Here is a 14,736-nt window from a genome sequence, read left to right on the forward strand (position 1 = left end):
TATCAACGGTCTGTACTACTATTTTTGCAGTTTCGCCCATGTATCGCGCAACCCTACGATGCGGTTGAATACTGGTTTACCAGGTATTGAATCACGATCCATACAGAAGTAGCCTTGACGCAGAAACTGGAATTTATCTCCTGGCTTAACCTGCGCCAACGAGGGTTCTACAAGCGACTCAGATAAGGTAATAAGTGAATTAGGATTCATATTGTATTCGTCATCGTTGGTTTGATCATCCATTAATAAATAATCATACAAACGGACTTCAGCTGAAATCGCATGTGCGGCAGAGACCCAATGCAGAACTCCTTTTACTTTACGGGCGCTGCCGCTTTCACCACTTTTAGTCGTTGGATCGTACGTACAGCGAAGTTCTGTTATTTCACCTGCGTCGTCTTTAATTACCTGTTCACACTTAATGATATAAGCATGCTTCAGGCGGACTTCCTGTCCAGGCGTAAGACGGAAAAATTTCTTCGGCGGATTCTCCATAAAGTCGTCTTGTTCGATATAGATAACTTTGGAGAACGGAATCTTGCGCGTCCCCATTTCCGGATTTTCCGAATTGTTTTCTGCCTCAAGCTCCTCAACCATATCTTCAGGATAATTTTCAATGACCAGCTTAAGCGGTTTAAGAACTGCCATCACCCGAGACGCCTTTGTATTCAGGTCTTCGCGAATGCAGTGTTCTAACAAGCCGACATCAACGAGGCTATTGGATTTTGCCACACCAATTCTGTCACAGAAATCACGGATAGCCGTGGGGGTATACCCCCGGCGCCTCAGCCCGGAGATTGTTGGCATGCGCGGATCATCCCAGCCGCTTACATAACTCTGTTCCACCAATTCCCGAAGTTTGCGTTTGCTCATAACGGTATTAGTCAGGTTTAGGCGGGCGAATTCAATCTGTTGCGGATGATAAATGGCAAGTGCATCTAACACCCAATCATAGAGAGGGCGGTGATCCTCAAACTCCAACGTGCAGACAGAGTGCGTAATCCCCTCAATCGAGTCAGAAATAGGGTGCGCATAATCGTACATCGGATAGATACACCACGTGTCGCCAGTTCGGTGATGCGAGGCACGCAAGATCCGGTAGAGAACAGGATCGCGCATGTTAAAATTCGGCGAAGCCATATCAATCTTTGCCCTAAGAGTGCGGGAACCATCCGGGAATTCCCCCGCGCGCATACGGCGGAATAAATCGAGGTTTTCTTCGACTGAACGATTGCGGTATGGACTCTCCTTACCAGGCTCGACCAGTGTGCCGCGATGATCGCGGATTTGCGCCGCAGTCAAGTCACAAACAAATGCCTTACCGCTTCGGATAAGCTGCTCAGCATATTGATACAGTTGCTCAAAATAGTCAGCAGCGTAAAACATCCGTTCATCCCAGTCAAATCCGAGCCAGCGGACATCCTCCATGATTGATTCTACATATTCGATATCCTCTTTGCTCGGGTTGGTGTCGTCAAACCGCAAATTGCACAACCCGTCATTAGCGGCTGCGATGCCAAAGTTCAGACATATCGACTTAGCATGTCCGATATGAAGATAGCCGTTAGGCTCAGGCGGAAAGCGGGTATGAACCCGTCCTCCATATTTTCCGGTCTTGTTGTCCTCATCGATAATAGATTGAATAAAGTTAGTAGATATAACAGGGTTCGGTGTGCTCATAGTCGGACTCCTTTGTATTTAGAATCAGAACAGTATAATTTTCGCTCTCACGTTTGGCAATTCCTGCTTATACAATTACCGATGATAGCCAGATTTATACAAAATCTGTGATTATCCTTCGCACAACCTGTAAGGCCCCGCCCTCTTAGGCTGAGAATTAACAGACTGTTAATTGAACCCTAAAGGGGGCCTGCAGCTTCGCGATGTTGATGATTTCTAACCTCAATAACAAGTGCGGTCAAAACTCCGCCTGAATCAAGTCTTACTTAATATCACAAAACACATTATTATGGAAACTTCATATACTATAATGAACTCACTGAAAGAAATCACACTAGACCGGGAGGTGACTAACATATTGAATAGTCAAGTGGGGACACCGGAGGCAGAACCAACAGAGAACAGCCGCAAAGGCCTCTGGGATATCCTCCAAAAAGCGCCTGCTTGTGACATTAGTGCTGATTGTGCTGTGCCAGAACCGGAAATAGCCCTACAGAAACAGGATCTGGAACAGGAACAAGGAGAAAAACAGATCCAACAGCTGGCCGAACCGTCTCCCAGCGATGCGCGCGAGCTGCCGGAAGCAAAATTGCTGAAGCAGTTAAGCGAGATGACACATCTGCTGGAGCAGCAAACCACCATTCTCTATGCGCAGCAAAAGCTACTGGAGGACTTGACAGGACGTCAGAAAAAGCCAGTAAAACGCAAGCCCGGCATGGCGAAAAAGCTAAAAAGTTTGATCCATAAAGGCAAAATTATCTGGAGCGCCCTGTAAATAAGGACTTGGCAACCGCCAAGTCCTTATTATTAGTTATTTCACAGTTGTGGCGACTGCCGGCGATTCTGTAGTCTTTTCGGGAATAGAAATAGTGATTGCCAGCCCCAACAAGAGCGGAGCGATCATCCAAATCAACGCTTGCTCGAGGCCGATGCTGTCGGCAACGGCTCCGGTTACAGCTGCTCCTAATCCCCCCAGACCGAAGGAGAGGCCTAACATCATGCCTGATGCCATGGCGGCATTCGTAGGCAACATGTCTTGCGCCCAAACGATGGACGAAGGTAATGTTCCTTGCAGCGCTGCGCCACTTACACCTAATGCAATCCAGGTCAAACTAGTAACCTCATGGCTCATCAAGAACACATAAAGCGCGGGGACACAAAGCGCCAATGCGCCGATGATGCAACGTTTTCGCCCTAGCTTATCCCCTACATATCCGCCGAAGACACTGCCAATCGCCCCGCCGGCGAGGAAAACGGTAAGCATCGTACCCGCAAGAGTGGGAGGAAATCCCTTTTGCACAAGCCACACAGGCAAAAAGTTAGGAATAACCGCTTGCGGCCATGAACGTAGTCCCATAACTAAATTCAGCTTAATCAAGCTCGCGGAACGATACCACGGGGTACCGCCAATTACTGCAGCCGCTTTTTGAGGTGAGACGAGCTTCACCTTATGTATGCCAGTCAGATAGAATGCCATCGATAGTAGAAAGCCGGGGATGGCCAACCAAATCAAGTTATGTGCGCCATAATTCAAAAGAAAATAGATAACAACCGCAGGCGCCAAAGCTACACCGATATTGCCACCACCGATAAATACCGACATCGAAAGTCCTTTATTTTCTTCGGTAGAGACTTTTCCCAACAAAGCTGATCCCAACGGATGAAACAGTGCAGACGCCAGTCCGGCCAAGGTAATATAAACAAATAGACTACTAACACTGTCTGCAGTTGCCGCGAGGCTGATAAACAAGGCAGCCAACGGAATGGTCAGCAACACAATCCAGGTATAGCCGCTTTTATCGACAAAATAGCCAAATACCGGTTGCAAAATGTTCGATGCAGCTGAATAAACCATAACCAGTAAACCACTAACAGTAAGCGAAAGTCCAAGCCTTTCAATCAGCATAGGTAGCAATCCTGGCAGGAACGTAACATAAAAGTCACTAAAAAAATGTCCGGCCGTCAATAAGGCAACCGAAAATGCGCTTCTCCGACGCGAATTACTAAACATGACAAACCCCTTTCAAAGCAGAAACTTGAAGCCTGCTATCGGCTACAACTTTGTATTCTATCACATTTAACCGGCCAGTGAGAGCCAGAAATCTTCTATTTAGCAAGAAAACCGCCGTTAAACGGCGGTTTTCTTGCTACTTCACACTATCCCACAGTATCTCAGCAATGTCTTTAGTTTTAATTGTTTCATCGACATCTTTCAGTTTCGTCCCATCTTCTAGCATCGTCAGACAGTAAGGACAAGCAGTAACAAATAAACCTGCTCCTGTAGCTAGGGCCTGTTCAGTCCGTTTAACGTTGATGCGCTGGTTTGGCTCCTCCTCCATCCACATTCGGCCACCGCCGGCACCGCAACAGAACCCGTTAGCTTTACTCTCAACCATCTCTTTGCCTTGCAGACCTGGGATCGCTGCCAGTACGGCTCGGGGCTCAGCATAAATGTCGTTATATCTTCCCAAATAACAGGAGTCATGGTAGGTATAGCTGCCAGTAATCGGCGTCTCTGGCTTCAGCTTTCCGGCTTGAACCAGTGATGCCATCAAAACAGAATGGTGAATAACTTCATAGTTGCCGCCGAATTGAGGATATTCATTCTTAAGAGTATTGAAGCAATGGGGACAAGAGGTGATAATCTTTTTCACTCCATAGCCGTTCATCGTTTCAATATTCTGTGCGGCTAATGTCTGATAGAGATACTCGTTGCCCAAACGGCGGGCAGAATCGCCGCAGCAGATTTCTTCTGTTCCCAAAATGGCAAATGATACGCCAGCTTTTTGCAGCAGTTTGACAATGGCTGTAGAAACTTTTTTGTTTCGCTCGTCAAAGGCGCCACTACAGCCTGGCCAATACAGATATTCTACAGATTCGCTATTCGCTAAGGTTGGTACATCTAGCCCCTTGGTCCATTCCGCCCGGGTCGATCGACTAATGTTCCAGGGATTGCCGTTAGTTTCCATGCCACGGAAAGTCAGTACGAGTTCATGTGGAAAATTGCTTTCCGTCATCACCAAATTACGCCGCAGATCAACGATTTTGGGCACATGCTCGACAAACACTGGACACTGTTCCTCACAAGAGCCGCAGGTTGTGCAAGCCCATACTGTTTCTTCGGCAACAACTCCAGGCACAATCGGCTGACTCAACGACTCCGCATCCTGCTCGCCTCCCTTTAACAGAAGCGGCCCTTTGGCATCAAGATGTTTTTTGAGATCTTGCGTAAATTGCTTTGGTGATAACGGCTTTCCACTCAGGTAGGCGGGACAACGATCTTGACAGCGACCGCAGCGGACGCAGGCATCGCCATCCAAAAGCTGCTTCCAGGTAAATTGCTGAATCTCATTAACGCCGAACTGTTCTACGGTTTCATCTTCCATATCAAGGGGGGATAGACTCTGCGCCGCTCGTCCCTTAGCAAGAATCTGATTCATCGGCCCAGTGATCAAATGGAACAGCTTGGAATAGGGAATATAGGCGATAAGGCCAAAGCTCATTAACAGGTGAATCCACCACACCGCACGATGCATCGAGCGTAAACCCGCAGGCTCTGAACCTGTAAACAAGGCTGCAAAGGATGCACCGACGGGATTCCATGCCACCCAGAGGTCGCCAGCGAAGGCAATCCTCAGCCCCTCCAACATGAAGCCGGTCACCAAAATGGCTCCTATCAGCAGCAATGAGATGAGATCGTCTGGCGTATTGTCGATTCCTTCCGGCTTATTGCCATAGCGGCGCCAAAGTGCCATGCCGATGGCAATCATCGCACCCAAGCCAAGTAAATCCATGATCAAAGACAATATTAGATAGTACGCACCTTGAAACAAGGGAATTTTTAAATCTTCGGTAGCCGCAATGGACAAAGTCCCGAGAGTAAAAGCAGCAAACGACCAAAAGAAAAACCAGTGCATTACTCCAGGATACGTCTCCCGTAAGAGTCGCAGGTGACCAAAACTATGGGAAAAGAAACGAATAAGTCCAATCTTGCCGTGCTTCAATCGATCCTCAGGCACACCGAGCTGCCATAGTCGGTAACGGTCATACATCCCCTTAGCAAAAATCGCGAATGCAACCACCATCAGAACGTACATAAATAAATAACTATCATGGTACATACCTAGCTGTCTTGAAGCGGTCAAATGCAACACCGTCCTTCCGTTATATGTAACAAGTAAAGATTCGCCAACAACTGAATTTTCCCTTTTTTCCAAAAAAAATTCTCCCTTCAAACACATATGCTCATTTGTTGAAGGGAGACAGACTTTCGACGTGTATATGAGACATTAAGATCAGTGTCTTTAGCTAACTTCCGTGAAAATCCAGCTTCCAAAATATGCGTCCTAACCAACTACAGCCGACAAACTAGGATGATTCTTATGGATAAGATTAAATTCCTGATGGCTGGATTTACCATAAACTATCTAATGTCATAGAAGTTTCCAGACTTAAACTTGCCGCCTCGATATTCAACCGCTAAATCATTCCCCAATCCGACCGCAACAGCATATTTAAATAGTCAGTTATCTCTACAAAAAAAGAAACCGCCAAGCGGCGGCTTTAGATAGACAGAATGACTCAGCCACAGAAGAAAGTAGCGGAGTAAAGAGCAAACTAACTTAGGCTTAGGCAATACGTCCGGCTGCCTTACCCTCCAAATATTCATCATACGTCATGCGGCGGTCAATTACACCTTCGGGTGTAATTTCAATAATCCGATTCGCTACTGTCTGGATAAACTGATGGTCGTGGGAGACAAACAGTATCGTACCGTCAAAACTCATCAAGCCATTATTGAGCGAAGTAATTGACTCCAAATCCAGATGATTAGTTGGTTCGTCGAGCAACAGGACATTGGCGCCGCTGAGCATCATCCGGGCCAGCATGCAGCGGACTTTCTCGCCGCCGGAGAGCACATTTGCTTCCTTTTGGCTTTCCTCACCCGCAAATAGCATTCTTCCCAAGTAGCCGCGAATAAAGGTCTCTTCCTGATCACGGGAAAATTGTCTCAGCCAATCGACCAGGTTCAGTTCGACCCCATCAAAGAAGCTGGAATTATCCTTAGGGAAATATGTCTGTGATGTGGTTACTCCCCAGCGGAACTCACCACTATCAGGAGTCAACTCATCAACTAAAATTCTAAACAACGTGGTCTTAGCCAGTCCATCAGGTCCAACAAAGGCAATCTTATCACCTTTAGTCACTGTAAAGCTCACATCAGAGAGGACTGTTTCGCCATCCACTTGTTTGCAAAGATTCTCGACAGTCAACAGTTGCGCCCCGGCTTCCCGGTCTGACTTAAATGCAATATACGGATAGCGGCGAGAAGAAGGTTTGATGTCATCAAGAGTCAGCTTTTCCAATTGCTTCTTGCGCGAGGTTGCCTGCTTAGATTTTGAGGCATTGGCACTAAAGCGTTGAATAAAGGCTTGCAACTCTTTAGCTTTATCTTCTTTTCTCTTATTAGCGTCTTTGGCCAACTGCAGAGCCAACTGGCTAGATTCAAGCCAAAAGTCGTAGTTGCCAACATATAATTGGATGTTTTCAAAATCGATATCGGCGATATGAGTACAGACCTTATTTAAAAAGTGGCGATCATGAGAAACAACGATGACCGTGTTAGGGAAATCGTATAAGAAATCCTCAAGCCAGTTGATTGACTGAATATCCAGATGGTTTGTCGGTTCATCAAGCAGCAGTATGTCCGGGTTGCCAAAAAGCGCCTGAGCCAACAGCACTCGCACTTTTTCATTACCACTCAAATCTGCCATCTTCTGGCCATGTAGTTGTTCGGTAATTCCTAGCCCGTTTAGCATTCGGGCCGCCTCAACCTCTGCATTCCAGCCATCAAGTTCTGCGAACTCGCATTCTAGCTCAGATGCTCTGATTCCATCTTCATCAGAGAAATCTGGTTTAGCATACAGCGCGTCCTTCTCCTCCATGATAGCATACAGTCTGGCGTGGCCCATAATAACAGTTTTTAGAACATCAAATTCGTCGAATTCATAATGATCCTGCTTTAATACCGCCAGCCGTTCGCCGGGAGTAATGACCACATCGCCTTTTGTCGGCTCCACTTCACCAGATAAAACCTTCAAAAAGGTAGACTTACCTGTTCCGTTCGCACCGATCAGTCCATAACAATTACCAGGCGTAAATTTTATATTGACGTCCTTAAACAAATTTCTCTTGCCAAATTGCAGAGTCAATCCATTTGTACTAATCATTCACACTACCGTCTTTCCCATTTTTTAGGCCTACGGCTACATCGTAAAGCCACCACGACCCTAAGAAAGAATTATATCATACCGGGATAGATAAGTCTATTCCTCTTTCGGCAACGAAAAGCGACTCCTCCTGCGGCAGAAACCCTTGCTCTTGGCTAACGGTAGGCGCTCGCCAGCCGTTCAGGACTTTCACACTATGGATGACGCCCATGCCGGGCGTACACGGTCTGAAAAGACCGCCGAATGGCGGTCTTTTCAGAAAGTATGGGGTACGATAGCACAAACGACACACCAACTGCACTAGCAACCACAAAGAGCGAAAAATCTTAGAGTAGATGTCTATTCACGGCTAATGCCGGGAATCTGTCGACCTGATTTTGGCCAAGATTGGCTTTGTTTCATCAGAGACCAGATAGTCATAGGTAGTCTCGGGCACCAAACTTTGTATTCCTTCCCAGTCATCACGTTTGATCATCTCCCGAACCTTAGATGCGCTGACGATCTCACCAGCCACCTGTACGCGTTCCATGACTTTGACGCTGATACCATGAGCTGGGAGAATATCGAGCATAGCTTGATTATAGGCATTAGTTACCTGACAGTACGGCTCTTGCCCCATGTAACGGCTATTGATATGAAGACGTCGGGCGATCTGGGTTGCAAACAACGTAATGTCAAGCCGAGCTTGTGCTACAACCGCGTCCTCATCACGAGTAAAATAGGTTGGGAAGGTCGCCGCCGAGATGATATATTTACCAGCGGGCACGACCGCTACATTGGGCAAATGGGTCGCACCGGCTTTGACCAACTTTAACCGGTCAGCAAAAGGAAACAGCGAACATTCTTCACTGACGACAAAGACAATCACCGCCGCATTTTCTCCAGCCGCTTTTTCAATAAGAGCTTGATGCCCTTTCGTAAACGGATTGCAATTGACAACAATTGCTGCCCGCTCGCCTGGTAGGTGGGCTGCCGCGATTTCGACCTCTTTACAGTAGCCTTCAATAGAGCCTAGTCCTGTTTCCAGCAACACAACATAGGGTTCGGCGCGGACGATCTCGGTAAAACCTAAGTTGGCAAACAGATGGGCTTTGCTTGGCTTGGTAAACACAAAGTAATGCATCCTGCCCCGGCGGGATTGCTCCTGCATCAATGCCGAAACAATCGTCGCTGTCAGTCCTAATCCTTGAAGATTCTCATCGATAGCAATATTTCGCAATATCTCGCCTTTGAATGAACCAGTGCCAACCATCTTTTCAGTCAGCCGCGCTAGGACGGTGTATTCAACATCGGCATCAAATGTTAAATCAAACTGAGCGAGAAAGTCCTGGACTTCTCTGAATTGGCGAGTATTTGCAAGATTGACGATCTCGATTTTTACATCGTTAAACATGGTTACACCGCCTTATTAACGGGTTCACCGGGGAAAAAGTCCGGGTACTCTCCAGGTGGTTTCTAATGTCGGAGGCTTTGGTGATTTTCCTGGTACTAGAAATCATCTACTAACCGCTCGCGTAAAGAGCAAATGAACGAAGTAAGTAGCTGCAAGTAAGTCGGCCGTTCCTCCTGGGCTGATATTTTTAGTTATGAATAGCTTATCCATTGCCAAAATGCGTTCTCTGCCTACCGCTGTCAACATCCCGCCGGCGTTGATTGCTTGCTGCGCTTCTTGTTTTACAACCAGCAAGCCGCTCATGCCATGACGATTGAGCACAGTGGAATCTTCAACACCAAGCATTAGATGGATTAGGCTATGCACTAACGAGTCGTTCAGCGTCAAGCCATGCTCTAAAGCCTGCCGTAGCGCAGGCAACCCATACGACTGGATGCTGGGAAGTCCTTTCTCCATCTCACCGCGAATACCGGTAACTCCCTGTTCGAGGTACAGTCGCTCTCCCGCCGTCAGCTGTGCCGGCTGTTTTCCCAGATGCAGCTTGCCAAGCTCACGTTCAACAATTCCTTCGCAAATCGTCGAAACACGCGAAAAGATGTCTGTTGCTCGCGTTCTTGCGTCCTGCCGGATGCTCATGGCTGCAGCGGCAGACAGAATCCCCAGCAGAAACAGTAACCCTTTTTGTGTATTTACGTCCTGGGTCACCCTGAACATGGCGTGTTCGCCTTCGATACCAATCTGGCGAAGAACTGGCAAAAGATCAGCATCGCCTTCCCTGTGATTCCAGCCCGCCACTGCGCAGCGCAGCATAGCTCCGGTTAACGCGCTGCTACTCTTGATAAATGTAAAAAAGTCCATATCCTGGTGAGCACCGGAATTATCGGTGTCGACTAGTCCCGGAGAAGGGGTGCAAGCCGCCTCCATCAGCATCGCTTCCACCGCCCACGCGCCAATATTCCAGACCGCCTTTGGCCAGGGGTTCGTTTGCTCTGCAGCAGAAATTGCTAGCCTTCTGTTGACAGTTTGCATCAATTCATCAATATGGTGATTCCGCTCTCGCATGCAAGTTACGGCTTGCTTTTCACAGATAAAGCAGGTACGTTCAGGTAGTCCGAAATTATTGCGAGATATTTGTTCGCCGCCCGCAGCAAATACATCAATATCATAGAGACGCGCAGAATCACTTGTTGTCTCGATGGCAACGCAGATCTGCTTCAGTTCAGTCGACTCTCCGTTAACGGCGATAACGGCAAACGGGCCTGTCTTTGGATACACTATCCGCTCTTCGACAATTCGCCAGCCCTTAGCAGTCACCTGTGTCCGAAAGGAATCAACCGCCTGACAAAAGACGGCGCGGATTTGCTCACTGTCTTTCACAGCCCCTGGGATATTCAGCGATATGCTGATAATAGGCATTGCATGCAAAAGCCTCAGTTCTTCCCGAATCGCAGCCCGCCGCTCTTTCGCCGCCAGTATGTCGTTCAACTTGAGTTCGTGCATGCACTCACCTCAGATTCTAAAATACCAGGCTTTAGATAGGTTTGCGTACAACATCAATCACTGAGCCATCGCGATATTCAATAACAGCAACCACTTCATCGCTAACTTCAATAGGCTCAGGTTTGCCTGCCAGATCGTAGGCAATTTGTTGCAAATCGTGGATACTCATAACCGGCAGTCCGGTTCCTTTAAGATTATTGATCAAATCTGTCCGCCTCGGATTAACGGCGATGCCGCGTTCAGTAATAATGACATCAACAGTCTCACCCGGTGTTACGATGGTATTCACTTCGTCGATAACCATCGGCAATCTGCCCCGCAGCAACGGTGCAACAACGATCGCCAAATTGGCGCCAGCGGCAGTGTCTGAATGTCCGCCTGAAGCACCCATGATTACTCCATTGGAATCGGTGATGACATTGACATTAAAGTCAACGTCAACTTCGGTTGCGCTGAGAATGACAACATCCAAATTGTTGACAATCGGTCCACCGCAATGGGGATTAGCGTAATAAGAAGCAGACATTTCCAGATGCCTGGGATTATTCTTCAATGATTCGATAGACGGAAGGTCAAAATCCTGCGTATCAAAAATTGTTTCAATCAAACCTTCTTCCAGCATTTGCACAAATGGCGCCGTAATGCCGCCTACACCAAAGCTTGCCTTAATATTTTGTTGAATCATCTTTTCCCGAATAAACTTTGCCGTTGCCAGCGAAGCGCCACCGCTGCCCAACTGCAGCGAGTAGCCATCCTTAAAATAGCCCGAGTGTTCAATCACTCCGGCCGCGTACTCAGCGATTAACAGTTCACGCGGATTGCGGCTAATGCGCAGAGCGCCGGAAGCGATGCCTGCCGGATCGCCGATGCTGTCCATCACAACGATATAATCTACCTGAGTTTGCGGAATACTAATCGGACGAACCGGATATGGAACCAGATTATCGGTAATGGCAATCACCTTGTCAGCATAGGCGGCGTCAACCATCGCATAGCCTAGTGAACCACACGCTGATTTGCCGTTGATTCCATTCATATTGCCATAGCGGTCACAACAAGGCGCGCCAATAAACGCGACATCGATATGCAGTTCACCGCATTCAATAGCTCTCGCCCGTCCGCCGTGTGAGCGGATGATAGCCGGTCGCGACAGTTTGCCTGAAGTCAGAAGTTTCCCCAGCTTGCCCCGGGCGCCGCTGGTTTCCACCGCAGTGATAACCCCTTGTTCAATATAGGGCAAGATGGCGTCATTGATATCATTCAACGAACTGGGCGCTAAAGTCAGGTCTTTAATATTCTTGCGGGCAATTGCCTCAATCACTTGATTAAGAACATAGTCTCCATTGCGGAAGTGATGATGAAATGAGATTGTCATCCCATCCTTTAACCCGGCGGCGTCAATTGCCTGACTGATCGACTCCAGCACCTTGTCTGATCCTGGCCGCTGCGACCGGATCTTCGCCCCTGCCATCCGGCCTTCAGGCGTAAACGCGAAAGGACCCGCATAGGGACGGACTGTCTTAAACCCTTTTATCACATCTGGTATGATTCTTCCAACTGCATTCTTCATAACAATCCCCTCCCCTTTTATCGCCTAACGGCGGCAGCGTAAGCCAATACGCGTTCAGCCCGCGTTACAATCGGCGTATCGATCATTTTGCCATCCAGCGCAATAACTCCTGATTTGCGTTCCAGTGCTTCTTTATAGGCAGCCAGAACCCTTTCCGCATGCAAAATTTCCTTCTCAGTGGGGGTAAATATCTCCTGCACGATCCGGATTTGCCGCGGATTGATTACCGATTTGCCGTCAAAACCGAGTTGCTTAATCATCTTTGTTTCAGCAATAAAGGTAACTTCATCATTCGCATCGGTGAAAACTGAATCAATCACCATCAACCCGGCCGCACGCGCCGCCAGCACCAATTGCGATCTGGCGACAAACAGTTCATGACCTTCCTTGCTGCGACTAGTCCGCAAATCAGCGATGAAATCCTCGCCGCCGATGGCCAGAGCAACCATTCTCGGGCTAGCGGTTGCGATCTGGTAGGCATTCATTAAGCCCTTGGCGGTTTCAATTGCTGCCATCATCCGGATACAACCCGCAGGGAATCCCTGCTCCTGTTCAGCCTTGGTGATGATCCTGTCGATTTCTTGAATATCCTCTGCTGTCTCTGCCTTCGGCAGACGGATCAGGTCAGGCTTTGCCGGCAGGACCACTCGCAAATCATCCAGACCGAAAGGGGTCTGGATATGATTGATGCGAACCGCAACCTCGCACGGATAGCGAAGCTGCTTGATTGCATTATGGACTAAATGACGGGCGGCATCTTTCTCAGTGATAGCTACCGCGTCCTCAAGATCAAATATAACCGTGTCCGCTCCATAGATACCTGCGCTTTGTAACATCGCGGGATTGTTGCCAGGCATGAACATCATTGCCCTGCGTAACTTTGTTTGCTGCATTTTCCTACCCCCTCAGTCCGGCTGCCCGCTCAAGAGCAGTCAAAGTCCGGGCTTCAATTGTATAATCCAGCGCACCTTTGTCATTGGCATGAACCAGTGCGTCCTCAACTCCGTTAGCAAGGAGTGTTTGCGTGATAACAGCCTTCATTTTCGCGCCATACTGCTTACTGGTCGGGCTGACCAGTTCAATGCGGATGCCGCTGCCTGCCTCTGCCGGTGACAACGCAATCAGAATATCAGACGACTCAATCGTCCCGGCCTGTGCCGCTTGCATGATTTTCCCCATATTTTTCTCCTCCTGTTGCCATATTTATCAATGACTCTGCCTGCAGAGATCCACAGACTTACTCTATTTTTACCACTGTGCGTATTATAGCTAATTTTCTGAAAAACATAAAATACAATTCTGCGATGCTTAACAATAGAAAAATTGAATAACGACGGAAAGGCAAATCAAAACAGGAGAATCTACTCTCCACTGCGAATACAGCGAAAAGGACTAACTTGCAGGAGGTGACCTGATGGAAATTCGGGATTGGTTAATCCTCGAAGTCCTCTATGAGCAAAAGAATATCACTAAAACCGCCCATTCGTTATTTATATCCCAGCCCGCCTTAACAGCTCGGTTGCGGCAAATTGAAAAAGAATTCGGCATTACTATTGTTAACCGTACCAGTAAAGGCGTGCAATTTACCCCGCAAGGTGAGTACCTTGCTAAATCCTCTACAGAAATGTTACTAAAATTTCGCCGAATCAAAGAACAAGTGTTAAATCTCGACGCTTCTGTTATGGGAACCCTACGCCTGGGAGCATCGAGTTATTTTACCGCCTTCACGCTGCCGCCACTGCTCAAACAGTTCAAGCAGCAATATCCAAATGTTGAATTTAGTGTTCATACAAATTGGACAAAAGATATCTTCAACACTGTATTTAACCAGGAGGTTCACATCGGCTTCGTCAGTGCCGACTACGGTTGGCAAAGTCAGAAACACCTGCTGTTCGAGGAACCGATTTATGTTGCTTCTGTTGACGATATTGATCTGGCCAATCTGCCGAATTTGCCGCGCATTAACTACCAAACTGACGGCCTAATCAAAGCCATGATCGATAAATGGTGGCGGGAAAACTTTTCTCAGCCGCCGACGATCAGTATGGAAGTGGACAAGCTGGCTACATGCAAGGAGATGGTCAAGCACGGTCTGGGCTATGGCATCATGCCTAGCAGAATACTGCATGATCTTCCAGCAATGCGCAAAACCATGCTTACCGACCAACAGGGCAACCCCATCCTGCGCGGCACCTGGATGATCTACCATGAAGAAGACCAGGACTTAAATGTCATGAAAGCCTTTGTCGACTTTATCAAAGCGGTAGACTTCACACAGCACTGAACAATCACGTTATATCTGAGACGCTTGGATTCCTATAAAAAGGGACAAGCGTCTTGTTTTGCTTAAGACAAGATCATAG

11 protein-coding genes are annotated in these 14,736 nt (G+C 47.8%); 2 read left to right on the forward strand and 9 right to left on the reverse strand.

Features of this window, described 5'->3' with window-relative positions:
• Window positions 1-18 precede the first annotated feature (18 nt).
• Window positions 19-1,680 carry a glutamine--tRNA ligase/YqeY domain fusion protein gene (locus AXX12_RS01925; RefSeq protein WP_066237377.1) on the reverse strand — a complete coding sequence of 554 codons (1,662 nt, stop codon included), beginning with the start codon at window positions 1,678-1,680 and terminating at the stop codon, window positions 19-21.
• Window positions 1,681-2,038: 358 nt separating this feature from the next.
• On the opposite strand from AXX12_RS01925, the gene AXX12_RS01930 reads away from it, so the two are divergent.
• Window positions 2,039-2,455 (forward strand): hypothetical protein, encoded by a 417-nt coding sequence (locus tag AXX12_RS01930; RefSeq protein WP_066237380.1) that lies wholly within the window; start codon window positions 2,039-2,041, stop codon window positions 2,453-2,455.
• Window positions 2,456-2,491: 36 nt separating this feature from the next.
• Here AXX12_RS01930 and AXX12_RS01935 read toward each other — a convergent pair whose 3' ends face one another.
• The 8 genes from AXX12_RS01935 to citD all read right to left on the reverse strand — a co-directional run bounded on the left by AXX12_RS01935 (window position 2,492) and on the right by citD (window position 13,552).
• Complete coding sequence (locus AXX12_RS01935) at window positions 2,492-3,691, reverse strand: MFS transporter (protein WP_066237383.1); 1,200 nt, start codon at window positions 3,689-3,691, stop codon at window positions 2,492-2,494.
• A gap of 136 nt (window positions 3,692-3,827) precedes the next feature.
• Window positions 3,828-5,897 (reverse strand): heterodisulfide reductase-related iron-sulfur binding cluster, encoded by a 2,070-nt coding sequence (locus AXX12_RS01940; protein WP_231881755.1) that lies wholly within the window; start codon window positions 5,895-5,897, stop codon window positions 3,828-3,830.
• A 411-nt stretch (window positions 5,898-6,308) separates the two neighbouring features.
• A complete protein-coding gene (locus AXX12_RS01945; RefSeq protein ID WP_066237385.1) occupies window positions 6,309-7,910 on the reverse strand; it encodes an ABC-F family ATP-binding cassette domain-containing protein in 1,602 nt (533 codons plus the stop codon).
• Window positions 7,911-8,259: 349 nt separating this feature from the next.
• Complete coding sequence (citC, locus tag AXX12_RS01950; RefSeq protein ID WP_066237387.1) at window positions 8,260-9,303, reverse strand: [citrate (pro-3S)-lyase] ligase; 1,044 nt, start codon at window positions 9,301-9,303, stop codon at window positions 8,260-8,262.
• 102 nt (window positions 9,304-9,405) lie between these two features.
• The gene (citX, locus tag AXX12_RS01955; RefSeq protein ID WP_066237389.1) at window positions 9,406-10,803 is read right to left on the reverse strand and encodes a citrate lyase holo-[acyl-carrier protein] synthase; all 1,398 of its coding nucleotides are present in this window, start codon (window positions 10,801-10,803) and stop codon (window positions 9,406-9,408) included.
• A gap of 31 nt (window positions 10,804-10,834) precedes the next feature.
• On the reverse strand, window positions 10,835-12,373 hold the full coding sequence (gene citF / locus AXX12_RS01960) for a citrate lyase subunit alpha (protein ID WP_066237392.1): 1,539 nt from the start codon (window positions 12,371-12,373) through the stop codon (window positions 10,835-10,837).
• A gap of 17 nt (window positions 12,374-12,390) precedes the next feature.
• Complete coding sequence (locus AXX12_RS01965; protein WP_066237398.1) at window positions 12,391-13,266, reverse strand: aldolase/citrate lyase family protein; 876 nt, start codon at window positions 13,264-13,266, stop codon at window positions 12,391-12,393.
• Between the two features lie 4 nt (window positions 13,267-13,270).
• The gene (citD, locus tag AXX12_RS01970; protein ID WP_066237404.1) at window positions 13,271-13,552 is read right to left on the reverse strand and encodes a citrate lyase acyl carrier protein; all 282 of its coding nucleotides are present in this window, start codon (window positions 13,550-13,552) and stop codon (window positions 13,271-13,273) included.
• Window positions 13,553-13,787: 235 nt separating this feature from the next.
• Here citD and AXX12_RS01975 point away from each other — a divergent pair, with 235 nt between their 5' ends.
• The gene (locus AXX12_RS01975) at window positions 13,788-14,657 is read left to right on the forward strand and encodes a LysR family transcriptional regulator (protein ID WP_066237407.1); all 870 of its coding nucleotides are present in this window, start codon (window positions 13,788-13,790) and stop codon (window positions 14,655-14,657) included.
• Window positions 14,658-14,736: the final 79 nt, after the last annotated feature.

The organism is Anaerosporomusa subterranea (genome assembly GCF_001611555.1).
In the GTDB taxonomy this organism is placed as follows: Bacteria; Bacillota; Negativicutes; order Sporomusales; family Acetonemataceae; genus Anaerosporomusa; species Anaerosporomusa subterranea.